Genomic DNA, 21673 nt, shown 5'->3' with positions numbered 1-21673 from the left:
ACATGCAGAAACCGAAGACAATCATGGTCATCAGCCAGAAAGGCGGCGTGGGCAAGTCGACTCTCGCAGATGAACTTGCGTTTAGCCTCGACAGGACTGGAACCGCGTACGCGTTCTACGACCTCGACGGGCAGGGCGGCTCCCTGCATTCCGGGCACCGCGACCCCGACCCCGCCGTCGCCGTGGTCGACACGCCGGCGGGCCTCGATGACCGCACGCTGAAGGTGCTGCCGCAGGCCGACCTCGCCGTGGTCGCCGTCAACGCGTCGGGTCGCGACATGTCCCCGCTGAAGAAGACCTTCGGCGTCCTGGACGAGGCGGGCGTGCCCTATGTCGTCGTCGTGACCCGTTGCAACCGCTACAACGTCGCGAACGACTTCATCGACTGGCTCTGCCGCAAGGTCGGCACCGACCGCGTGCTCACCGTGCCCCAGGCCGAGGCCGTCCCGCAGGCGTACCTCGCGAAGAAATCCGTCGTCGACTACCAGCGCGGGGGCAAGTGCGCCGATGCCGTGATCGCGTTCGCCAACGCTGTCAGGGCGCGAGTCGGGCTCGCCCCGGAGGCCGTCAAGGAACTGCGCAGGCGGGACGAAGCGGACAGCATGATGCAGGCGCCCGCGAAGGTGCTCGCCGATAACACCGGGAGGTAGGAGACATGGGTAGGGAAAACGCGTTCGACATGTTCGACGAAGCCGAGGAGGGCGCCGCTGCCTTCCAGGCATCGCGCGAAGAGACGGTGAGGAAGGCAATGGCCGACGCGACTGTAGACTCCGTCACCGCACAGCCCCCCTCCACGCCTGTTTCGGGCACGGACGGTCCCGCGGAGGGCGACGGCGGCACGGCGACCGAGGGAGCGTCCGCGGAGACGGCCAAGCCGAGGCGCGGCCGCAGGCGCGGTCCCGCACGCGAGACGCATGCCATCACCGTGCCTGCCGGACTCTGGCAGGAGTGGGTCGAGATGGCAGAGCGCCATGACACGAACGTCAGCTTCATGATCGAGGACGTCATGCGCCGGAAGGGACGCAAACTCTATGAGTAGCATCCCGGCATACAGCGATACCGTCCATGCGCCCGTCACGGCGGCTGCCCCGGTGAGCGCATGCACGGATGCCGCGGCGCTCGCCGATGCGCCCGCATCGGCGGCGACCAGCGTGTGCGCATGGGTGCCCACCGTGATGCCCGCATCGGTGTCCGCCCCCATCTCCACCATGGTGCGCACTCGGGTGTTCGCCACTGCGTTTACCCGTGTGCCCACATGGATGGAAATGGGGATAGCGGACCGTGTTCTGGCGTGCTTCTCGACTGTTTCCATCCACGCGGACATCCATGTGTCCGCCACGGTGCCCGCATGGATGGAAATCGTCGGCGACGAGCATGCCCCCGCATGCTCGCGGGGTACCCAGTACCCCTCCTCGTGCGGCGGTTGCCGCTTCTTTGGGCACCTCCTCTCGGAGCGTGCCCTCACGGCGCCCCGCCGCCGTTCTCCGGAGGCTCCCGAGAGGCCGCATCACGGCCGTTCCGGGGCCTCCCCGTGGCCAATTCGTGGCTCCATTTTGACCAATTTAGGGTTCCATTTTGGCCCTATATATGAAGGAAAAATGAAAGGAATCGGCCACGCGGCGTCCTTCCCGACGGTCCATCGGACCGCTCCGGAGGCGTCCTCGGGGACGGCTCGCGGCATCGCCGCGACCGCTCCCCTGTGCACGTGCACGGAGACCGCGGTCGGGTCCTCCCGGCCGCACGCGGCAGGTGCCCGCGGACGCGACCCGTCGCGGACGCCGGGCGTCCTCGCCGCGCTCCGTGCGCGTAGCATCCGTCCGCTCGCGGACGGACGTCCCGACTCGCTCGGGACGCCTTCTGTCACCTACTCCCACGAGTGGTGTGACAGCCTCGCGGGACGGCCCCACGGGCATGCGCATGCATGCATCGTGGGACAGCCCGTCCCGCCCATCGTGCGCCAGCGTTTGGCACCGGCGGTGCCAACGGTGAAGCGCACGTCCCGGCATCTCGGAGGCTCCTGCCCCGAGTGCCGTCTGACGAACAGACATCGGCTGTTCGTTGCACCCCGCGAGGGGTGCGGCAGGGGCCCAGGGGCGGCATCGCCCCGGCAAGCGGGCGCGTATTACGCGACCCCTGCTTGCCCTCACTCGGTACCAATCCGGTACCGAGCATGCGTGGGGTGCGAAGCAAAACCCCACGTCAACGCAGGGCGCCGAGGTGCGGAAACTCGTTTTCCGTGCCTGACCTGCGGTGATGCCGTAGGCATTTTGTATTACGCCGACGAAGGTGGCCGGAAACGTCGTTTACGGCTCGCGCATGGGCGCGACGGCGGCGTCCCGCGCACCCCGGGGAAGGGTGCGCGTAGTGCCGTAGGCACCTCCTCGGCGTCCACCTTGGCGCCACGTGTCCTTATGAAGGGAACGGTGATGTAGATGAAGAAGAAGAAGACGATCGAGCGCGACAAGTACGGCCGCAGGACGAATCAGGAGACGCTCGATGCGGGTTACAGCGCGGTCAAGAGCGTGCGGCTCACCGCCGAGGAGATCATCGAGCTCGAGTCGTACGCGAACATGCGCGACGTGACGTTCTCGGACGCAATGCGCATGAAGATGTTCCGCAACGCCGGCGACGACGAGCGCGTCGTGGAGCATCTGAGGAAGTTCTACTACGGGCTCCGCGAGACGGGCGTCGAGCAGTTGGGGTCCGGGCGCGCGGCGCGCGAGGCGTACGAGGAGTACGCCCGCGCTGCGCATGTCGTCCGCGTCGCCATCGACCGCGTCGGCGTCAATATCAACCAGATTGCGAAACAGGTTAACAGCGGCAACGTGGACCCGGGCAACGCGGACGCGTGGCTCGCGGAGCTCGTCGCGTGCAGGGTCGCGCTCGAAGCGATAGCCGAGCGCGGGCACGTCGACGACGTGCGCCCTATACCCCCTCTCGATACGGACAGCACGAACGGGTCGGATGCGTCGGGGACGACGGCGCGGGACAACACGGCGAATGCCGTGTCCGCGGCGGAGCACGACGCTTCCGCGGACGCCGCCCCGGCGGTAGCGGAACACCCGGAAACGAAGCCGGAAACGAAGCCTGGGAAGCGACCGAAACCCGTTGCGAAAACGAAGCCTGAAACGACTGCGGAAACGGAGCCGGAAACCGAGCAAAAAAAGAAGCGGAAACCGACGGCGAAACCCGTGCCGGAAACCGCTGCGGAACCGAAGTCCGAACCGAAGCCTGAACCGAAGCCCGAACCCGAGCGGGATGTAGACACGGGTGCCGTGTCGGGCATGAAGTGGAAGGGCATGGACGATGCCATGAGGATTCTCGGGAAGAGCGGCACGAAGCGTTGGGCGCAATCGTACACCAAGGGAAAGGGAGGTGAGTAGCATGCCGACGACATGGACCCAGACGACGAAGAGCGCGGGCGCGAGCATCGGGTACTACGAGCTCGGGCGCGGCGAGAAAAGGCGCAAGCATAAAGCCGCTGGCACCGACAGGGCATTGTGGTGGTACGACACGTTCGGCGACCGCGAGGCGTTCGTGACCTACTGTGAGCTCTCGAAGGCAAACCGCAAGGGCGTCGAGGCCGTAGTCTACCGTTTCTCGTGGTCGGCCGACGAGCTGCCGCCGGAAGACCCGCGCTCGTACGACGCGGCTGGATTTTTCATCGAGGCGTTCATCGAGGAGAACTGCCCTGGCCATCCCTTCGACATCACCATCCACAACGACGGCGAGTCCGGCCTCGTCCACGGCCATGCCGCCGTGGCGAACAGGTCGCTGCTTGACGACACGTTGCTCACGACGAAGAAGCAGGCCACCCGTTGGAGCATGGTCAGGTCGGCAAGTGACAACCTCGCCCGCGAGCGCGGCATGCAGGTCGTTACCGACCGGCGACCTTCGTGGGAAAACGAACGCGAGAAGCATCAATCCGCATACGACAAGCAGCGTGCGAAACTCGACGCCGGCGAGATCGACAAGCCCGGCAAGACGATGCTCGAAGCGCAGCGCGCGCTGGTCATCGGCGATGCCGTGAACGCGTTGTACCAGGCAGGTGGCTTCAGCACGACCGACGAGTGGCTCCAACTCTGCCGGGATAACGGCATCGAGGTCGAGGTCACCGAGGTCGACGGCGCCGAGGGCTGGACGTACAAGATGCACGTGTCCGACGACGGCGATGCGTACAGGAAGCGCGGCGGCGGCAAGCCGAGGATGCGTTCGCGCAAGGCGAGTAATCTGTCCTGCGATTTCACGAAGGCCGGCATCGAGGCCCGTATCGCCGAACTGCAGGCGCAGCAGATGCAGCAGGCATCGGCGGCACTCGTCGCCGAGCAGGACCGTCGACGCGAAGAACTCGAACGGAGACAGGAGCAGGTAGAGCGTCAGATGCAGGCTGCGGAAGAGCGTCACGTCGTGCCCGCGCTTGCAGAGGCGTTCGAGCGCGAGTGGGACGACGGGCGGTACGCGCGCGTCACCCGCCGCGACGTCGAGCGCGCCGTGCTCGCCGTCGACAACGAGCTGGCGATCATGGCGAAGACCGATGCAGCGGACCCCGACCTGCTGTGGCGCTTGCATGAGGAGTGCGTCGACGTCGCCCATGGCGAGATGCCCCGTGCGAAACGCAACGCCCCGCACGTCGACGTCGAGCAGTACTTGGCGCAGCAGTACGACACTGAGGCGAAATCCGAGCTGGACGAAGTGCGCGGCATGGGTTACAGGCACGCGCTGCGCGACGCGCCGGCGTCGCAAGCCGCGTTCGAGAGGCTGGCGGACCGTGCCGCCAAGCTCGCCGAGGCCGACGCGAAAGTGGACAATGCGAGGGGCTTCGTGCGCAGTTGCGTCGCGTTGGCCGTGTACGGGTGGCGTGTTTTCCAAGTTGCACGGGCCCGTGAGGAGCTGTTGGAGCGGCTTGGGCAGGAGGGCGTCGTCGGCAGTACGACTGGCGACATGCCGATGTTCGGCGAGCTGCGCGACATCGTGACGAACGGCGTCGCATCTTGGGCGAGCGGGCTCGGACAGCAGAGGCAGGCCGGCGAGGCTGTGGCGTACGAGGTCGATGGGCCCGAGGCCGGTGTCGAACGCGAAGAACGTGAGATGGAGTAACCGTTTCTATATCGAGGGGGTTGGTCGACATGGATGATGGTATTGGAATCGGGCGCCGTCGCGCTGCTGTCGTCACGATGGCCGCGGTCGGCGCGACGGTGGCCGCCGCCCTGGCGGCGACGGCGGCATACGGTGCCGTGATGGCCCCGGAGCCCGTCGACACGGCGCCGCAGGCGCCGTTGCAGGCGCGGGCCGTGTCTGTGGACGGGCCGGTTGCGGTTCCCGACGTCATCGCGGTCAAGGCGGACGCGGAGACGGGGCGCGGGTTGCAGGGCGATGCCGCCGGCTTCGGCGGGTTCAAGGTTCGGGTGGATTACTACGACGGTTCGTTGCCCTATGGGTACAGCCAGGCGAGCGCTGTGTTCGCGGGCGATTCCGACGGCGTCGTCCGCTTCGTCGATGCGCGCCCGGTCGACGGGACGTCGTGGCGGTACGTGCGCGATGGCGCGAACGTCATCCCGCTGGGCACGGTGACCGTGACCGAGGTGGCGGCGCCTGCGGGCTACGAGGTAGACGGCCTCGTGCATTTGGCCCATGTTGTGCAGGACGGCGATGGCGCGGTGCTCGTGTACGAGGAAAGCGTGCTGTCGGACGACATCCTGTGGATGCGTTTCGACGACGTGTGGGAGAAGTATCTCGCCGACGAGATCAGTGCAGGCGAGTTCCTGGAAAAGACGGTTAGGCTCGTCGAGAAACTCGGTTTCCATGGAAAGATGCCGACACCGACGGGCAGCGCGGACATCGACGCATTGCATGATGCGCTGCGCCGTTTCATCGATGGCGAGTACGATGCAGGCGAGTTCCTGTCGACGGCACAAGAGTGCAGGGAGAGCATCGAGAACAAGCCGTCGTAGTTGGTTCTGGCGCGAAAAAAAATAAGCCGCATCCCCCAGTACGGGAGATGCGGCTCGTTATATCGCGATATAGTGGCGGTCTGGTCTACGCGGCTTCGACGCACGTCCTCCTGACCATGGCAGCGAGGTGGATGGCGTTGTAGTCGCCGGTGTCCTCGAACAAGTCGTACATGCGCTTGATGACGGCCTGCGGCGCTTCGTGCAGCATGTGCACGATCTCTGCGGCGAGCCCGCCAGGCTCTGCCTGCGCATCTGCAAAACCGAAGTGGTCGTAGAAGTCCTCGAGAGCGGCGACTTCGACGGCGATGTCGTGGATGGGGTCAGACATATGAGACTCCTCTGCTCTAGTGGATGGCAAGCACGAGCGTGGCGGCAGCGAGCAGCGCGGCGCCCGCAGGGCGTCCGTACGCGGACAGGTACAGACCCGAGACGAGGGCGACGAGGGCGGCGAATCCGAGGACGACGTACATGGCGATGGCCTCCTGTGCGGTCGGACGGTTGTGGAAAAAGACAGGGCGCATCCCATGCGGGGACGCGCCCTGTCGCGTTCGGGGCCCGTGACGGGGCCGGGAGGGTCGCCGCTACGCCTTGCGGCCGACCTGGATGTCGTCGACGACGAACTCGACGCGGCTCCTGTTGTTGCCGTCCTTGTCCTGCCACGTGTTTTGTTTAGCGTGGCACTCGAGCGTGACGGGCATGCCTTGAGCCAGGAACTTGCCGATGGCCTCGGCGCGCTTGCCGTAGAGCACGCAGTCGAAGAAGTCGGCGGCGTCGACCCACTCGCCCTTGTCGGCGTTGTATACGCGGCTGTTGACGGCGGTGCGCCAGGTCAGCACGTTCTTAGAGCTGCCCTTCAGCTCGGGATCGGAGGCCACGTTTCCGTAGAAGAAAGTTTTGTTCATGCGGAATCCCTTCTCTTGAGGATGCCATTCCGTCTATGAAACCGAGGCACGGCAGATGCCGTGCCCCATCTCCTCGGTGTCCTTAGCGCTTCGCCAGCGCGGCGGCGGTGCACAGCACGACCGTCGAGACGGCGTCGATGACGAAACCCGTCATGAACAGAGGCTGGCCCCAGAGCATGCCCAGGCGGAAGATGCCGCGGTCGAGGAACAGCCCGAGGGCGCCGAACTCCTGGATGCCCGCGGCGAACATGCAGATGGAGCCTGCGAGGATGCCGATGACGGCGGCGATGACGACGAGGCCGAGGATGGCGTCGATGGCGTTGGTCTTCTGCATGGTGGTCTCCTTTTCCCCTGTTCTCGGTCGAGGTTCCTCGTATAAGTAGCCGTGGCACGGCCCGGTGCCGTGCCTATCTCCTCGGTGTCCTCGCGAGAAAAAAGAGGGCCCATCCCCAGAGCAAAGCGTTCATGCTCCATATATGCGGGGATGGACCCTGGGTGCCATGCGCCGCCATGCCCGCTCTACCGGGCGGTCTGGCAGCGCCGGACGGCATGGGGGTTAGGATTCGTCGACGCTTTCTGCGGCGATGTCCTCGGCAGGCCGCTCCGCGGGCTCCTCGGCGTCGTCGTCGATATCGAGCTCGACAGCGCCGTCGGGAACGGTAGCAGCGCGCAGTTCGGCGCGGGCCAGGAGATCGTTGCCCGTCGTATACGGGCACGAGCCGGCGAGCGCATCACGTGCGACGCGCATGATCGCGCGATCGTTGCCGTTGCCGATGATGGCGAGGTCGACGATGTCGAACGAGATGGCGCAGTCGACTGCGTCGCGATGCGCTTCGAGCCAAGTCGACGCGCGCATCTCGAGCACGCCGCGCTCCTCGTCGCCGATCTTCATCATGTCGGGCAGCATGCTCCTGCGCACGCGCACCATGACGAAGCGGACGACGTCGTTCGCGTCGCGCGTGACGAGGTCGATGCGCCCTGCGGGCGTCTCGTAAGCCGCGTCGAGCACGGTCTCGCCGTTGAGTTCGAGGTATCGGCCTGTGGCTTTAATGCCTCGCTCGAGCAACTCGGCTTGCGTTGCGATGTGGATGTTTCCGTCCATGTGTGACTCCCTTTCTCACGTGTGATGGCCGTTTATCGGCCTTGCGTGAGAAACCCCGCCCCGCCCGGCCCGTCCGGGCGGCACGTAGTGCCGGCCGTGGCGAGATCGCCGTGGGCGGACAGGGGCGTCAGGCCATGCGCCGCAGGCGCATGGCCATGAACGCGGCGTGCATCGCGCCCGCCAGGAAGGCGCCGCCGTCATGGTCGACGACGATGGCGTCGTGCGGCTGCAGCCGCGTGATGGAATAGCGCCAGGATCCACGCACGTCGTCGTACTCGAGCGAGACGAGGAGGCCGTTGATTTCGCGTTGCAGGTGGACGGGTTTCCCGGACGCGTTTTGCTCGACGACGTCCCACTCGCGGACGTCCGCGAAGACGCTGGAACGCATGTCAGCTACTCCGCGTATCGGGCGACGAGGCGGACGCCGAGTGTGGCGAGGAGGCCGCTGCCGATGCTGTTCTCGCCGAAGCGGGACATGATGCGGGCAGCCTCGGCGTCGTTGATGTCGCGGTCCTCGCCCGTGGCGGGGTCGAAGCCCACGGCCACGATCGGTCCGTAGAGAACGTCGAGGAGGTCGCCGACGCGGATGGGGCTGCCGTCCCAGCGCGTGCCGGGGTGTTCGGCGAAGATCGCCCTGTTCGGAGGCAGGCCATCGAATTTGCCGGATTCGTTGACGTAGATGGTCGGGGCGTCGTCGAAGACCCAGCCGACGGCTTCGATGTCGCCTCCCACGAGGCGTTGCAGGTCACGAAGGCCGTCGACGTCGACGGGGCGCGGGGCGTCGTCTACGGGAATGAGCAGTGCGCGTGTCATGTGGTGCTCCTCTCTCTACAGGTGGATGACGGTGTCGAACATGGCCGACATCTGCTCGATACGGCGTTGCCAGGCAGCGACCTGCTGTGCTTCGCAGGTGCAGTCGCGGTCGGGGTCGCCGTAGTGGCCGCAGGGACATGGAGCGATGCAGCCCACGAGCTGGAACGCGGCAGGCATCCCGGTGACGCCGTCGGCGCGCACGATGCGGACGTGTCCGTCCCTGCGCGCGGCGTCGACCTGACGCAAGGTGCTCGGTTTCCAGAGCGCGAGGTCGTCGAGGTACAACACGCCGTTATGAGCAAGCGAAATCTCACCGGGGCGAACGGGCATGCCGCCGCCGATGAGCGCGGGGAGCGATATAGACGGGTCCGGCATGCGAATGGGACGGTGGTAGCCCAGCAACGACGGTATGTCGCCGTCTCCGGCCACGCTGGCGATTGCCGCGCACTCGAGCACCATATTGCCCGAGATAGGGTTAACAGCGGCTCTCAGTGCCTCGGGGACGTACGTGGTGCGCTCATGAGGCGCCACGATGAGGACGGACTTGAAGCCCTCGTACCAGCCGTCATCCCCGACGAGGTCGACGATGCGGTCGTACACGGCGCGGGCGCCATCGGAGAGCTCCGCTTCGAGCTTATCGGCGTCGTACTTCTCGCCCGACTCGATGCAACCGACGCGCTCGAAACTGCCGGTGCGCAGGTCAGCGAGACTGTTGATGCCCAGCGCGCGATGCGTGTAGCCCGCTGGCATGCTGTCACAGGACGGACAGACCATCTCCCTATGCAGTTCCTGCACGAGTCGCCTGACCGCGATGATGCCACGCGTTGGGTACGCGAGGCAGCCGGACAGCGACATCTCGCCGACTACGACGTAGTCGTCACGCAGACAGATCTGCCCAGTTGCTTCGAGGACTGCGGCCGCGATGGGAAGCGCGAGGTGAGCGCCACGTTTCGGCATGTCGAGTGGCGTGAGTGCGACGGTCACGTTGCGGTTGGGCCACTCGTAGCCCGTCGACTTGATGGCGCAACGCACGATGGCTCGCATCTCGTCGGCGAGTTCCCTGCGTAGGCCGATAATCTGGAAGTCGGGCGCACCTTCGCCGATCGAACACTCGACGGCGATGGGGACCGCCTCGACGCCGGAGATGACGCTGCTGATGACGATGGACCTATTGGGCATGGTCTTCCTCCCTTTCCATGAGCTCACGCAGGTAGAATCCGAGCCGTCCGTAGTCGTCGACGCATGACGCCTGCCCGTTGGCGATGAGCACGTTGCAGCCCGTTGACGCGTGCGACGTGATGGGCCCGGGAAACGCGAAGACGGGTCGGCCCAGCGACATGGCCGTGTCGCAGAGCGAGAAGGAGCCGGACGGCATGCCGCACTCGACGACGACGACGGCAGATGACAGCGCTGCGATGAGCCTGTTCCTCTCTCGGAACATGTAGGGGCGAGGCGGCATCTGGTCGTAGTACTCGGTGACGACGCATCCGCCGCCGCCGACGATCGCCTGGAACAGGTCGATGTTGTCGGACGGATACGGGTTGTCGAGCCCGCTGCCGAGCACGACGATGCCGAACGCCTCGGCGGCGAGGGTGCCGCGCATGGCCCCTGTCGGCACGCCGACTGCACCGCCGGTGACCGTCGCCATGCCCTCGTCGGCGGCCACGTCCGCGATGTGGACGGCGACGTCCATGCCGTAGGGAGAGCATTTGCGGGCACCGACGACCGCGAGCGACGGCATCTCGAGGATGCCGGGGTCGCCCATGACGTGCAGCTCACGTGGCGGGTCGGGTAGGTCGAGGAGACGGTGCGGGTAGCGCTCGTCGTCTCGGGCAATGACGGTGCGGGGGCCGGTGAGTTCCATGTGCAGGTCTCCTTCCTATCGGTTGCGGCAGGACTCGCGCCAACGCGCGTTGTTGCGGACGAGCTCGTCGAAGGTGACGGGCATGTAGCCGTTGACTTCGACGCAGCAGTTGAGCGAGCGCTCCTGCGACATGACGACGTCGAAACCGGGCCAAACGACGTTGTCGTGAATGTGCCCATAGAGGCACCAGATGTGACGGGGTGGGTACGCGAGCGGGTAGTGGCACATGAACATCCTATGCCCGTGCCCGTCGTCGCGAGACGTGGCGTGCTCGACGCTGTCGACGTAGTCGGAGAGGTCGGGAAGGCGCAGGAGGCCCTTGAAGTCGTGGTTTCCCACAATTAGGTGGATGTGACCTTGGAGTTGCCGCAGGTACGAACGCGGGTCGTTGCCGGACTTGTAGCAGAAGTCGCCGAGATGCCAGACGTGGTCGTTCTCGGTGACACGGCTGTTCCAGAGCTCGACCATGGCGCGGTCCATCTGATGGACGTCGGCGAACGGACGGTTGCAGAACCCGATGATGTTTGCGTGTCCGAAGTGGGTGTCGCTGATGTAGAAGTCGGTCATGATGTCGGCGCTCCCTTCCCGTCCGTTTGATTACATGCGATACGCCTGCCCGCGCGTGCGCTCTGTGCGCACGCCGAATGGTAGGCTCGCCGTTTACAGACGGCGGTTCGTTCGTCCATCGTTGGGGAGAACAGGTTGGAGTGAGTCATGCGCATCTGGCGGCCTGTTCCGTGTCGAGCATCTCCGCTATCTCGCCTATGGAGTACAGGTCGCCGCGGGGCATGTCCTGGCAGGCGTCGATGTAGCCGTCCTCGCCGAGATGGACGTAGTGCGCGCAGCCGGCCCCGTAGGATTTCATGTCGAAATGGTCTTCGACACCCGCTTTCACGAGCGCCTCGTACCATTCAGAGCCTTGTGCGCAGGTGTAGCCGAACCGCTCGTCGGGATCGGTGCACCACCCGGGCGCGTCGTAGGCGTAGTACGGGATGTCGTCAGCTTGAAGGATCCAGTTCATGAGCTCGACGATGTCGGTTGGCTCGTCGCACCCGCAGCCGAGCGCGGCCGCGACCACTTCCGCCTCGCGGGGATATCGCTCGATGAGGCGGGCCAGGACGTTGAGGTAGCGTATCGGCGTGCACTCGCCGAAGACGCCCGTGCCGTAGGACACGCCGAGGGGCATGCCGTCGTAGTCGCTGACGTAGAGCTCTTCGCACAGATCGCCGGTGAGGCGCTGTGCATGTGCGCGGATGCGCCCGAGGGCCGCGTCCAGCTCGGCGTCGGGCATGGGCAGGTCCACCCACTCGTCGACGAGGTAGCCTGCGTTGTAGGACGCGTAGCAGCCGATGCAGATGGTGATGGCCATGATGTTCTCCTTCCGTCAGAGTTCATGACGGAGGTACGCCCGCCCGTGCGCTGTATGCGCACGGCATGGCGGGGTCGTCGTCATCGACGACGGTTCGTCCGTTCATCGACGGGAGGACAACAGGATGGATGGGCGCGTGATGGGATATCGGAAATCCGGAGTCATACGAAATGGGTTATCTGTAATAATGGTCTATATATAGACGGTATATTACAGATAACAGGTGGCGAAATGACCCGGAGGAGAGTCGACAGGATGCTCGTCGAGCGGGCGTTGGATATGCACGAGAGCGGATGCCCGGTTGCCGAGATTCTCGCTACGACGGGGTTGTCGCAAGGCACGTACTACGCGTACCTGCATGCTTATTCGGACAGCGTCGATTGGGCGTACACGAACCAGGACATCCCTCCGATGCTCACGTGGCCGGGCTCGAAACGCGGAGAACTGGATGAGTTGGTGCCGCACGTGCCATCGTACCGGGGCAAGTACGTCGAGCCGTTCCTCGGCGGGGCCAGTATGTTCTTCGCGCTGAAACCGCATCGGGCGCTGCTGTCGGACGCGTTACCGGAACTGGTCGCGTTCTACGGTGCCGTCAAGAAACGGTACCGTAGGCTGCATGGCGAGTTGTCGAGGCTGCAGGCCGAGTTCGACGCGGCCGACGACGATGGCAAGCGTGCGCTCTATGACAGGATGAGGGACGTCCTCAACGGCAAGGTCGTCGGCGACACGTCGACCGAGGCGGCGTTCTATTTCGTGAGCAAGACGTCGTTTTCCGGGTTGATACGGCGAAACAGGCGCGGCGAGTACAACGTGCCGTACGGGCGCGGCAAGGCGTTCCGGGCGGACGACGTGACCGAGGTGCATGCTCGGGCGCTGGTGGGAGCGGAACTGCGGTGCTGCGACTTCGAGGAGACGCTCATGTGCTGCGAGCGCGATGACTTCGCGTTCCTAGACCCGCCATATGATTCCGAGTTTGCGGATTATGCTGGATTGTTCGGTGAGGAAGAGCATCGAAGGCTGGCTACCGTGTTTCACGGGTTGCCATGCAAGGCGCTGCTCGTCGTGAACCGCACGCCCTTGACGCTGTCGCTGTACGGTGACGACATCGTTGGCGAGTACGTGCGCGAATACAACGTGAACATACGTGGTCGAGTATCGTCGAGCAACGTTCATTTGATCGTGGGGCACCTGTTGTAAAACAGGATTCGATCTGCAGACGCTGGGGGGCGTGTGCAGTCAAGTCTAAGGCTTCGATGCGCAGATAATATCGAACATCTGTTCCGTATCAAAAACGAATGATTGTGAGATGCCTGGAAACGGGGTCGGCCGGGGTCGGCGACCTGGGGTTTCGATGGCCGAAACGGGCCGTTTCCGCGTTTGCAATAAAGATACGTTTATGATACTATTATCGGTGGATGTTTGCGCGCAGATGGGAGGTGACGGGAGTGCTGGTCGGATACGCGAGGGTCTCGACGGACAAGCAGGTGCTTGACAGGCAGCTGGACGCGCTGAAGGCATACGGCGTCGACGAGAGGCTCATCTACCAGGAGACCGGGTCCGGGGCCAAGCGGTACCGTCCCGAGTTGAAGCGCATGCTCGACGAGCTCAACGAGGGCGACACGGTCGTGGTGGCCGAGATGACGCGCATCTCGCGGTCGACGCGGGACATGCTCAACATCATCGACCTGATCCGGGAGAAGGGCTGCAACATCAAGTCGCTCAACGAGTCCTGGCTCGACACGACCGACGACAACCCGTCGGCGACGATGATGGTGACGGTGCTCTCGGCCATGGCGCAGTTCGAGCGCGACACGATCCGCGTGCGCACGCTCGACGGGCTCAAGGCCGCGAACGCCCGTGGCAGGCACGGCGGGCGCCCAAGCGTGCGCGAAGCGCATGCGGATGCCGTCGTGAGGATGCGCGGCGAGGGAAAGACGATACCGGAGATCGTGGAGGCTGAGGGCATATCGCGGGCGACGGTGTACCGCATCCTGCGGGACGCCGAGGAAGAGACAGGAAAGAGAGAATAGCGGCAATGGCAAACGACGTTGTGACGATCCCCGATGGGTACATCAGCGACTACATCGACGGGAAATTCCGCAAGGACACACCCGAGGAGTACGTCCGCCAGACCATCGAGAAGAGGCTGGTAAACGAGCACGAGTACAAGCGCGGCCAGGTGCGCGTCGAGTTCACGTTGCACGTGGGCTCCAACAAGCCGAGGGTCGATCTCGCCATTTTCGAGAACGAGTCGGTGCCCCAGACCCAGGAGAACGTGCGCATCGCGATCGAGTGCAAGAAGGAGTCCGTGAGCCCGAGCGCCAAGAAGGACGGCGTCGGTCAGCTCAAGTCGTACATGTCGTGTTGCCCGAACTGCGAATGGGGTCTCTGGACGAACAGCCTTCAGAAGTTCGTGTTCCGCAAGTCGGTTGACGACGAGGGGCACATCACGTTCATGGAGTACAACGACATCCCGTCTGCCAACGGGACGTTGGACGACGTGAACAGGCCGAAGCGCAAGACGCTCAAGAGCGCGTCCGACGACAACCTCCTGTTCGTGTTCAGGACGTGTCATAACCATATCTACGCGAACGACGGCCTGCAGAAGCAGCAGGCGTTCTTCGAGTTGCTCAAGGTGATATTCTGCAAGATCGAGGACGAGCGCAACTTACCTCATCCACTCGAGTTCTACGCGACGTCGGACGAGCGTGGCAGCCGCGACGGCCAGTTGACGGTGCAGAAGCGCGTCGGCGCCATCTTCGAGAAGGTGAAGAAGCGCCATGGCAAGATCTTCGACGAGGATGCCGTCATCGAGCTCACGCCGCGCAGCCTCGCTTACATCGTGAGCGAGTTGCAGGGCTACAGCCTGCTCAACACCAACATCGACATCAAGGGCAAGGCGTACGAGGAGATCGTAGGCGCGAACCTCAGAGGTGACCGCGGCCAGTTCTTCACGCCGCGCAACGTCATGAAGATGGTGGTCGAGATGCTCGACCCGACCGACGAGGAGCGCGTGGCGGACACGAGTTGCGGCACGGGCGGGTTCATCGTCATGGCGATGACGCACGTGATGCAGCGCATCGAGGCGGAGTTGGTCGACGAGTTCGGGCCCCGCGAGGATTGGGGCGTCGACGAAACGATGGCGTTCCAGGAGAGGGTGTCGGACGTGGCGAGCCGGAACTTCTTCGGGTTCGACATCGACCGCGACCTCGCGAAGGCCACCAAGATGAACATGGTCATGAACAACGACGGCAGCGGCAACATCATGCAGACGAACTCGCTGCTGCCTCCCCACGAGTGGGACATGGACTTCAAGTCCAGGCTCGCGAAGGCCATCGGCAGGGACCCGAAGTCGCTCGTCAACTGGAAGTCGTTGGCGATGTTCGACGTCATCGTGACCAACCCGCCGTTCGGGACCAAGATCCCGATCAAGGACACGAGCATCCTCGGGCAGTTCGAGTTGGCCCATATCTGGGAATGCGACAAGACGACGGGCAAGTGGACCATGACCGACAGGCTGCAGTCCAGCGTGCCGCCGGAGATCCTGTTCGTCGAGCGCTGCACGCAGTTCCTCGTCGAAGGCGGGCGCATGGGCATCGTGCTGCCGGACTCCATCCTCGGCTCGCCTGGGCTGGGCTACATCAGGGAGTGGCTGATCGCCAACCACCGTATCGTGGCGAGCCTCGACATGCATCAGGACACGTTCCAGCCCCATAACGGCGTACAGACGAGCGTCCTCATCCTGCAGAAGAAGTCGCAGGCGGAGAAGGACGCCGAGGCGAAGACCAGGCACGTGGCCGACTACGACATCTTCATGGCGATGGTCGAGCATGTGGGGCACGACAAGCGCGGCAACCCGATCTTCGTCCGCGACGACGACGGAAACGAAGTGCTCGTGGCCGACGAGGACCATGGCGCGCATCCGGTCATCGACGACCAGACGACGCTCGTGCCGGAGATCTTCGCCGAGTGGAAGAAACAGGAGGGCATAGTATGGTAGCAGCGGAGGTGACGAACCTGAAGCACTGCACGGTGAGGCTCTCCGATGCCATCGCCCGGGGCAAGCGCATCGATGCCAGCGCGTTCGACGTCGACGCCATGCGGATGCGCTCGATCGTCGATGGCTGCAGGTTCGGTACGGTCAAGTTGGGCAGCCTGCTTGATGATGCGTATTACGGAGCACGCTTGAAAAGGCGCTATGTCAGCAAGACGAGGGACGACGTCGTTGGACTCGTCGGTTCGTCCGAGATGCTTGATTGCTATCCTCATCCCGTGAAGTACATGGTCGAAGACGGTGAGAATTCCGAACTTCGGGTAAAGCCGGGCACGGTACTCGTATCGCGTTCGGGAACTATCGGCAACGTCACATTGGTGGGTGAGACGCTGTCCAGGTATTTGGTGAGCGAGCACAGCATCAGGCTCGAATGTACCGAGTTACCAGGTTATGTGTATGCATATTTGAGGACGCCTGCTGGAAAGGCCCTGGTCCAGTCGAACACGTTCGGAGCGGTTGTGCAGCACGTCGAACCCGACCACATGCGCCAGGTGCTCGTCCCGAACGCGCCGAGGGACGTGCGGGAGCGCGTGAACGAACTCGTCATGGAGAGCTACCGGCTCCGCGACGAGTCGAACGCGATGGTCGACGAGGCCACGGCGATGATGGTCGAGGCGCTGGCGTTGCCGCCCGCGCACGAACTCAATCGTGACCTCATCAAGCAGGATGCCGGCGTCGACACGTTCTCGATCAAGTTGAGCGACATGGCGGGGCGCGCCGACGCGTCTTACCATGTTCCCATCGTCGACGCGATCGTAGACCACCTGAAGGCGCATGCCGGCCAGATGACGACGGTCGGCGACCCTCGCATCAGCAAGAAGGTCATCTTGCCGGGACGTTTCAAGCGCGTGTACGTCGACGAGGGACATGGCGTCACGTTCATCGGCGGCAAGCAGTTGTGGGAACTCGACCCGTCGAACAAGAAGTACCTGTCCAACGTCAAGCATGGCGACCGCATCTCGGAACAACTCAGGCTTCACGAGGGAATGACGCTTATCACCCGTAGCGGAAGCATTGGGAAAGTGATGCTTGTGCCAAGACATTGGGAAGACTGGGTGGCAAGCGAGCACATCATTCGCGTGGTTCCGGCTGACGATGAGATTGCGGGCTACTTGAACGTGTTCCTCGCGAGCGACTACGGCCGCGAACTCATCTGCAGGTACACGTATGGTTCGGTAGTCGACGAAATTACCGATGAGCACGTGCGCAGCATACCGGTGCCGTTGCTCGGCGATGAACACGTTCAGGCGACCATCAACGGGCTCATGCTGGACGCAAACCGGAAGCGGTTCGAGGCATACGAACTCGAACAGGAGGCCATACGCATCGTCAACGAGGATGTGCTGGGACTCTAAAAAAACCGATATAGGTTATCGGGCGGGAGCCTAAACGGTTACCGCCCATTTTCACCTACAACCGCGTTTAACAACGACGTCGTTCCGCAAAACAGTGGGATAATGACCATCGTCTGAACCAATGGATCCAGGAGGTACGGAGATGGGTAGGAACGAAGCCCTCAAGGCGCTGGCCGACTATGCGACCGAACTGTACAACGCGGCACCGGACAAACCGGACGATGCGGCAACGTCGCTCGCGGGGTTCCATCTGACGATGCGGGGCAACGGCATGGAACCGGAACTATGCGAGAAGGTGGAGCAGGCCGTATGGTCGGGCCTGCAGGCCACGGCGTCCGGCGTGGCGGCCATGCTGCTCGACGAACTGGGCGACGGCGCCTACGACGAGGCCGAGGCCCGCGAGATGCTAGGCTCGATGGTGGAGCGTGCGCGATGAGCGGGGAACTCGCGACGACGTACGCCCAGTACGACCTACATCTGAACCTGGTCGACGCGATGGACGGCAGCGGCGACATCATCACCGGCTTCGCCATCCGCTCCGACGAGCTCACGTCGTTCCTGTTCGACCTGAAGCAGCTGGTCGCGCGGCACGGCGGCGTCGACTACCTCGAACTGCTCGACAACGACTTGGCGGACGCGTCGGTGACGGCGGCGGTCCGCACGAGCATGGCTGCGGAGGCGGCCAAGGGCGTCGACGACACGATTGTCGTGGAATAGCAATCCCCCGCCCGTTCGCGCGCCAGCATAGACCCCGTGCGAATCGGTCGACGCGGCCCAGCAAAGAAACCCCACATCGCGTGCCGCGATGTGGGGTTTCTTCGTAGTCCGCATGACCGAATCGCCCGCGGCCTCCGCAGGCGCGGCCGGGCAGGGGATTGCCATATCAAGCATCTGTCCCGTCGAGTCGCGTCTTGGGGATGATGTCGACATCTATGTTGACCATGTCCTTGTCGGCGCGGTCGTGCACGTGGACGACGACGGTGCATAGCGCATTGATGACGGCGCGCTGCTCGTCGAGCGTGGCGGCGTCGAACGCGGCGACGGGGTCGGCGGCGGACAGGATGCCGTCGGGGGAGCCGTCTGCGACCAGCGCCGCCCGCTCGGCCTCCAACCGCTCGATCTCGGCCTCGGCCTTCTCGCGGGCAGAGCGTGCCTTGGCGGCGGACAGGGCGCCTTCGAGGTAGCCGTCCTCGGCGCGGGAGATGAGCATGCGCTGCCGCTTGATCTCGTCGTTGACAGCATCCAGGCGGGCGTCGTCGCGCACGACGAGAAGATCGCGCATGTCGGGGCGCCCGAGGAAGGCGCGGACGTAGGCGAGCACGTACGCGTCGACGTGCTCCTTGCGCCGGTACACGGGCCGCGGGCAATCCTGCCTGTTGCAGTAGTAGGTGTTGTAGTGCCGCTTGTCGCCGCCGTGGGCGGCCATGGGGCGGCCGCACGTGCCGCATAGGAACAGGCCGGAGCCGAGGTGGGCGCGCCGGCACCCCTTGCGGTTGGTCTTTCGGGCGGGGTCGTCGAGGATGTCCTGGACGGCCAACCAGTCAGCCTCGGACACGAGCGGCTCCCATTCGCCCATCACGGGTTGGCCGTCGTCGCCTTTGACGATGAACGGCACCTTGGACGTGTGGGCGTTGTTCTTGCGGTCGCGGCGGTCGGCGTCGGTCATCTTGAAACTGTAGCCGGCGTAACGGGGGTTGCGGAGCATGGACGTGACCATGGTGTTCGTCCACGGCTGCTCGGGCGGCAGGGGCTTCGTCGGCTTGCCCTCGGCAGCGAGCCGCTCGTTGCGCTCGACGGCGACGGCGTACGACGGACGAGGCGTGCAGGGCAGCCCCTTGACGGGCAGACCGACGGGCTTGCCCATGAGGGTGCGGCACATCGTCTTGACGGCGACGCCACCCAGGAACCGGCGGTATATGGTCCGGACGATCTCGGCTTCGTACTCGTTGACGCTGCCGTCCCAGTTGTAACCGTATAACCGCGGGCCTGTCGGTATCTTCCCGAGGGCGGCGTGCTGCACGAGGGCGCGATGCCGCCTCTGGCCCATCCGCTCGACCTCGGCACGGGCGACCGCAGCCTTGACGCGGGCGAACATGCGCCCGTTCTCGGTCGACAGGTCGACCGACTCGGAGACGGTCAGCAGCACGAGGCCGTGGTCCTCCGCCTCGTCGATCCAGTCCTCGAGTTGCCGGGGCTGGCGGGTCAGGCGGTCGAGGTCCCAGCACACGATGGCGTCGAAGCGGCCGGCCTTGTAGTCGGCGACGAGGCGGTCGTAGGCGGGGCGACGCTTCGTCTTGTCGGTAGCACTCTTGGACTGGTCGACGTAGTGGCAGTAGGGGGACGGCTTGGACGGCTCGGGGATGTGGATGTCCCAGCCACGCTCGCGGGCGCGTCGCTCGCAGTCCTCGCACTGGCGCTCGATAGCGAGGCCGTCCATTTTTCTGTCGAGGGATATGCGCAGGTAGATCGCGCATGTGCGGGTGTCGGACTTACGTTTAGCCATGGTGTCGCCGCCTTTCGTTATCCGAGTATAGGTTATCACAGGTTGGTACCATTTGATTTACTGGATAACGACCATGCTCAACGCCCTGTCGTGCCTCATTCCCTTCGAAGAGCGGATCGTGACCATAGAGGACTCCGCTGAACTGCGCTTTCTGGAGCATCCGCATGTGGTGCGGCTCGAGGCTAGAGCGCGTAATTCGGAAGGCACCGGTGAAGTCACCATCCGCGATCTGGTGCGGAATTCGCTGCGCATGCGGCCCGATCGCATCGTGGTGGGCGAGTGCCGTGGAGCTGAGGCCCTGGATATGCTGCAGGCCATGAACACCGGCCACGACGGGTCGCTCACTACTTTGCATGCGAATTCCCCCGACGACATGGTCATGCGCTTGGTGGCGATGGTCAGGTTCGGGTCCGATCTGCCGGTCGACGTGATCGAAGGCATCGTGGCCTCGGCGCTTGACGTGGTAGTCCAGGTGACGCGCTGGCGCGATGGCAGGCGTTTCGTGACGGCGGTCGCCGATGTGGTGCCGGGGCCTGGCGGCCAGGGGTGCCGAATCAGGACCGTATACAAGCGGGACGGACCCGACGATGCGGGGCGTTGGCTCGCATGCCCAACCTGGATCGACGGAGCCGTACAGACGGGGTCTGTCCAAGAGGAGGAGGTGAGTATGTGGAAGGGGTCGTGTTCGCTGGTGCAGGCGTCGTAAGCGCGGCCTGTTCGGGCGCCGTGCTCGCAGGGCTTGCCTATGCGTGGAGCGCAAAGGCCTGGTCGTCTGCCAAATCCCAAGATGCCGGCGTGTATACGTCAGGGGTGTCCTGGCGCGACAATGCCGAAAAGATGGTTCGCTACCTGATGCGCAACGGCTTGCCGTTGTTCGGCTTCGCGGCTCGCATGGTCAGGCGTTCCAGAAAGGCGTCTCGGTATTTGGAGGGCGCTGTCCGGCTTTTGATTCGCAAAGGATACGCTGCAAACGCCCAAAGCATCTGCGAACTCATGTGCGCGCTTGCGGTTTTCGGGTTCGCGTTGGGATTAGCCGTCTCCGGTTCGCTGGTGGCTGCCCTGTGTCTTTCGGGCGGATGTGTATTCGCCGTGGTTGCGGCGGGGTCGCATGCTGCGGATGAGGAACAGAACCGTCTTCGAGAGCTGGTTCCGGACGCATTGCGGTGTATGGAGTCGTGTTTCCAGGCGGGGTTGTCTTTGCCGCAGACCTTCGCGGAAACCGCCCGCGAAACCGAACCTCCGCTCAGCCAGACGTTCGCGCAGGTATCGCACGATATCGAGCTCGGGCATTCCGTTGATGAGGCTCTCGACCGGTTTCGGCTTGGCTCGGGCCTTCCCGAGCTGGCGTTCGTCGCCGTCGCATTGGACGTGCAGTACGTGTCCGGCGGCGACGCCACCTCTGTGCTGCGTATTGCGCAGGATTCGGTTGACCACGCGCTCGAGCTGCGGCGGACTTTGCGTGTACAGACGGCTCAGGCGAAGCTTTCGGCGCAGATCGTCAGTGCCATGCCGCTCGTGCTCGTGGGTGTGCTCTCGCTTGTTAGCCCCCACTTCTTCAACCCGTTTTTCGAAACGGGGACGGGTTTGGCACTGCTGGCCATGGCCGCATCGATGTTGGCCGGTGGCATTCTGATTGTCAGGAGGATGCTGGCTGTTGATTTGGGGTGATGAAAGTGTGGTTGTTGGCTGCCGTAGCCAGTGCTCTTGGCTGCGGATTCATCGTGGGGTGGTCCTTCATCCACAGGAAGGAATTCTTGAAG

The 21673-nt window shown here is 64.2% G+C and carries 25 protein-coding genes; 13 read left to right on the top strand and 12 right to left on the bottom strand.

The features are described from left to right. The first annotated feature begins 2 nt into the window (after positions 1 to 2). The 5 genes from SHEL_RS10075 (at position 3) to SHEL_RS10055 (ending at position 5951) form a co-directional block, all read left to right on the top strand. Entirely contained in the window at positions 3 to 650 is a 648-nt protein-coding gene (locus SHEL_RS10075; protein WP_012799171.1) for a ParA family protein, read from the top strand. A gap of 5 nt (positions 651 to 655) precedes the next feature. Next, entirely contained in the window at positions 656 to 1039 is a 384-nt protein-coding gene (locus tag SHEL_RS10070) for a hypothetical protein (protein ID WP_012799170.1), read from the top strand. A gap of 1393 nt (positions 1040 to 2432) precedes the next feature. Then, positions 2433 to 3383 (top strand): MobC family plasmid mobilization relaxosome protein, encoded by a 951-nt coding sequence (locus SHEL_RS10065; RefSeq protein WP_012799169.1) that lies wholly within the window; start codon positions 2433 to 2435, stop codon positions 3381 to 3383. A gap of 1 nt (position 3384) precedes the next feature. Then, positions 3385 to 5097, top strand: a complete 1713-nt coding sequence (locus SHEL_RS10060; RefSeq protein ID WP_012799168.1) for a relaxase family protein — start codon at positions 3385 to 3387, stop codon at positions 5095 to 5097. Between the two features lie 29 nt (positions 5098 to 5126). Continuing rightward, positions 5127 to 5951: a hypothetical protein gene (locus tag SHEL_RS10055; RefSeq protein ID WP_012799167.1), complete on the top strand. Its 825-nt coding sequence runs from the start codon at positions 5127 to 5129 to the stop codon at positions 5949 to 5951. Between the two features lie 85 nt (positions 5952 to 6036). Here SHEL_RS10055 and SHEL_RS10050 read toward each other — a convergent pair whose 3' ends face one another. From SHEL_RS10050 to SHEL_RS10010, 11 genes are all read right to left on the bottom strand, one after another. Further along, positions 6037 to 6279, bottom strand: coding sequence for a hypothetical protein (locus SHEL_RS10050; RefSeq protein WP_012799166.1), 243 nt, complete (start codon positions 6277 to 6279; stop codon positions 6037 to 6039). Positions 6280 to 6295: 16 nt separating this feature from the next. Beyond that, positions 6296 to 6472, bottom strand: coding sequence for a hypothetical protein (locus tag SHEL_RS15310; protein ID WP_012799165.1), 177 nt, complete (start codon positions 6470 to 6472; stop codon positions 6296 to 6298). Positions 6473 to 6532: 60 nt separating this feature from the next. Next, complete coding sequence (locus SHEL_RS14505; protein WP_012799164.1) at positions 6533 to 6853, bottom strand: single-stranded DNA-binding protein; 321 nt, start codon at positions 6851 to 6853, stop codon at positions 6533 to 6535. Positions 6854 to 6935: 82 nt separating this feature from the next. Further along, on the bottom strand, positions 6936 to 7187 hold the full coding sequence (locus tag SHEL_RS14500; protein WP_012799163.1) for a hypothetical protein: 252 nt from the start codon (positions 7185 to 7187) through the stop codon (positions 6936 to 6938). Between the two features lie 222 nt (positions 7188 to 7409). Beyond that, positions 7410 to 7955, bottom strand: coding sequence for a YraN family protein (locus SHEL_RS10040; protein ID WP_012799162.1), 546 nt, complete (start codon positions 7953 to 7955; stop codon positions 7410 to 7412). A 127-nt stretch (positions 7956 to 8082) separates the two neighbouring features. After that, positions 8083 to 8343, bottom strand: a complete 261-nt coding sequence (locus tag SHEL_RS10035) for a hypothetical protein (protein WP_012799161.1) — start codon at positions 8341 to 8343, stop codon at positions 8083 to 8085. A 5-nt stretch (positions 8344 to 8348) separates the two neighbouring features. Continuing rightward, positions 8349 to 8768, bottom strand: a complete 420-nt coding sequence (locus tag SHEL_RS14495) for a DUF3846 domain-containing protein (RefSeq protein ID WP_012799160.1) — start codon at positions 8766 to 8768, stop codon at positions 8349 to 8351. Positions 8769 to 8783: 15 nt separating this feature from the next. Further along, entirely contained in the window at positions 8784 to 9947 is a 1164-nt protein-coding gene (locus tag SHEL_RS14490) for an ATP-binding protein (RefSeq protein WP_012799159.1), read from the bottom strand. Further along, on the bottom strand, positions 9937 to 10632 hold the full coding sequence (locus SHEL_RS10020; RefSeq protein WP_012799158.1) for a DNA-processing protein DprA: 696 nt from the start codon (positions 10630 to 10632) through the stop codon (positions 9937 to 9939). Before SHEL_RS10020 ends, SHEL_RS14490 begins: the two co-directional genes overlap by 11 nt. A 15-nt stretch (positions 10633 to 10647) precedes the next feature. Continuing rightward, complete coding sequence (locus SHEL_RS10015) at positions 10648 to 11199, bottom strand: metallophosphoesterase (RefSeq protein ID WP_012799157.1); 552 nt, start codon at positions 11197 to 11199, stop codon at positions 10648 to 10650. Positions 11200 to 11344: 145 nt separating this feature from the next. Next, positions 11345 to 12001 carry an antirestriction protein ArdA gene (locus tag SHEL_RS10010; protein WP_012799156.1) on the bottom strand — a complete coding sequence of 219 codons (657 nt, stop codon included), beginning with the start codon at positions 11999 to 12001 and terminating at the stop codon, positions 11345 to 11347. Between the two features lie 231 nt (positions 12002 to 12232). On the opposite strand from SHEL_RS10010, the gene SHEL_RS10005 reads away from it, so the two are divergent. From SHEL_RS10005 to SHEL_RS09980, 6 genes are all read left to right on the top strand, one after another. Continuing rightward, positions 12233 to 13198 (top strand): DNA adenine methylase, encoded by a 966-nt coding sequence (locus SHEL_RS10005; RefSeq protein ID WP_169304519.1) that lies wholly within the window; start codon positions 12233 to 12235, stop codon positions 13196 to 13198. 239 nt (positions 13199 to 13437) lie between these two features. Beyond that, a complete protein-coding gene (locus SHEL_RS10000) occupies positions 13438 to 14031 on the top strand; it encodes a recombinase family protein (protein ID WP_197720353.1) in 594 nt (197 codons plus the stop codon). A gap of 5 nt (positions 14032 to 14036) precedes the next feature. Next, positions 14037 to 16001, top strand: a complete 1965-nt coding sequence (locus SHEL_RS09995) for a type I restriction-modification system subunit M (protein ID WP_012799153.1) — start codon at positions 14037 to 14039, stop codon at positions 15999 to 16001. Next, entirely contained in the window at positions 15995 to 17410 is a 1416-nt protein-coding gene (locus SHEL_RS09990; RefSeq protein WP_012799152.1) for a restriction endonuclease subunit S domain-containing protein, read from the top strand. Before SHEL_RS09995 ends, SHEL_RS09990 begins: the two co-directional genes overlap by 7 nt. 142 nt (positions 17411 to 17552) lie before the next feature. After that, the gene (locus SHEL_RS09985; RefSeq protein ID WP_012799151.1) at positions 17553 to 17846 is read left to right on the top strand and encodes a hypothetical protein; all 294 of its coding nucleotides are present in this window, start codon (positions 17553 to 17555) and stop codon (positions 17844 to 17846) included. Continuing rightward, on the top strand, positions 17843 to 18127 hold the full coding sequence (locus SHEL_RS09980) for a hypothetical protein (RefSeq protein WP_012799150.1): 285 nt from the start codon (positions 17843 to 17845) through the stop codon (positions 18125 to 18127). The genes SHEL_RS09985 and SHEL_RS09980 overlap by 4 nt, the downstream gene beginning before the upstream one ends. 166 nt (positions 18128 to 18293) lie before the next feature. Here SHEL_RS09980 and SHEL_RS09975 read toward each other — a convergent pair whose 3' ends face one another. Further along, complete coding sequence (locus SHEL_RS09975; RefSeq protein ID WP_012799149.1) at positions 18294 to 19913, bottom strand: recombinase family protein; 1620 nt, start codon at positions 19911 to 19913, stop codon at positions 18294 to 18296. A gap of 52 nt (positions 19914 to 19965) precedes the next feature. Here SHEL_RS09975 and SHEL_RS09970 point away from each other — a divergent pair, with 52 nt between their 5' ends. Together SHEL_RS09970 and SHEL_RS09965 are read left to right on the top strand one after the other, a co-directional pair. Then, positions 19966 to 20619, top strand: a complete 654-nt coding sequence (locus tag SHEL_RS09970) for a TadA family conjugal transfer-associated ATPase (protein WP_331852452.1) — start codon at positions 19966 to 19968, stop codon at positions 20617 to 20619. Further along, positions 20583 to 21581 (top strand): type II secretion system F family protein, encoded by a 999-nt coding sequence (locus SHEL_RS09965; protein ID WP_012799148.1) that lies wholly within the window; start codon positions 20583 to 20585, stop codon positions 21579 to 21581. Before SHEL_RS09970 ends, SHEL_RS09965 begins: the two co-directional genes overlap by 37 nt. Positions 21582 to 21673: the final 92 nt, after the last annotated feature.

This window comes from Slackia heliotrinireducens DSM 20476, assembly GCF_000023885.1.
Classification (GTDB): domain Bacteria; phylum Actinomycetota; class Coriobacteriia; order Coriobacteriales; family Eggerthellaceae; genus Slackia; species Slackia heliotrinireducens.
Note: the sequence above shows the minus strand (reverse complement) of the source record. Positions and strands in the feature narration are given on the sequence as shown.

Coding starts and splice junctions, on each gene's coding strand:
- SHEL_RS10075 (WP_012799171.1), top strand. CDS start 3: ATGCAGAAACCGAAGACAATCATGGTCATCAGCCAGAAAGGCGGCGTG.
- SHEL_RS10070 (WP_012799170.1), top strand. CDS start 656: ATGGGTAGGGAAAACGCGTTCGACATGTTCGACGAAGCCGAGGAGGGC.
- SHEL_RS10065 (WP_012799169.1), top strand. CDS start 2,433: ATGAAGAAGAAGAAGACGATCGAGCGCGACAAGTACGGCCGCAGGACG.
- SHEL_RS10060 (WP_012799168.1), top strand. CDS start 3,385: ATGCCGACGACATGGACCCAGACGACGAAGAGCGCGGGCGCGAGCATC.
- SHEL_RS10055 (WP_012799167.1), top strand. CDS start 5,127: ATGGATGATGGTATTGGAATCGGGCGCCGTCGCGCTGCTGTCGTCACG.
- SHEL_RS10050 (WP_012799166.1), bottom strand. CDS start 6,279: ATGTCTGACCCCATCCACGACATCGCCGTCGAAGTCGCCGCTCTCGAG.
- SHEL_RS15310 (WP_012799165.1), bottom strand. CDS start 6,472: ATGCGCCCTGTCTTTTTCCACAACCGTCCGACCGCACAGGAGGCCATC.
- SHEL_RS14505 (WP_012799164.1), bottom strand. CDS start 6,853: ATGAACAAAACTTTCTTCTACGGAAACGTGGCCTCCGATCCCGAGCTG.
- SHEL_RS14500 (WP_012799163.1), bottom strand. CDS start 7,187: ATGCAGAAGACCAACGCCATCGACGCCATCCTCGGCCTCGTCGTCATC.
- SHEL_RS10040 (WP_012799162.1), bottom strand. CDS start 7,955: ATGGACGGAAACATCCACATCGCAACGCAAGCCGAGTTGCTCGAGCGA.
- SHEL_RS10035 (WP_012799161.1), bottom strand. CDS start 8,343: ATGCGTTCCAGCGTCTTCGCGGACGTCCGCGAGTGGGACGTCGTCGAG.
- SHEL_RS14495 (WP_012799160.1), bottom strand. CDS start 8,768: ATGACACGCGCACTGCTCATTCCCGTAGACGACGCCCCGCGCCCCGTC.
- SHEL_RS14490 (WP_012799159.1), bottom strand. CDS start 9,947: ATGCCCAATAGGTCCATCGTCATCAGCAGCGTCATCTCCGGCGTCGAG.
- SHEL_RS10020 (WP_012799158.1), bottom strand. CDS start 10,632: ATGGAACTCACCGGCCCCCGCACCGTCATTGCCCGAGACGACGAGCGC.
- SHEL_RS10015 (WP_012799157.1), bottom strand. CDS start 11,199: ATGACCGACTTCTACATCAGCGACACCCACTTCGGACACGCAAACATC.
- SHEL_RS10010 (WP_012799156.1), bottom strand. CDS start 12,001: ATGGCCATCACCATCTGCATCGGCTGCTACGCGTCCTACAACGCAGGC.
- SHEL_RS10005 (WP_169304519.1), top strand. CDS start 12,233: ATGACCCGGAGGAGAGTCGACAGGATGCTCGTCGAGCGGGCGTTGGAT.
- SHEL_RS09995 (WP_012799153.1), top strand. CDS start 14,037: ATGGCAAACGACGTTGTGACGATCCCCGATGGGTACATCAGCGACTAC.
- SHEL_RS09990 (WP_012799152.1), top strand. CDS start 15,995: ATGGTAGCAGCGGAGGTGACGAACCTGAAGCACTGCACGGTGAGGCTC.
- SHEL_RS09985 (WP_012799151.1), top strand. CDS start 17,553: ATGGGTAGGAACGAAGCCCTCAAGGCGCTGGCCGACTATGCGACCGAA.
- SHEL_RS09980 (WP_012799150.1), top strand. CDS start 17,843: ATGAGCGGGGAACTCGCGACGACGTACGCCCAGTACGACCTACATCTG.
- SHEL_RS09975 (WP_012799149.1), bottom strand. CDS start 19,913: ATGGCTAAACGTAAGTCCGACACCCGCACATGCGCGATCTACCTGCGC.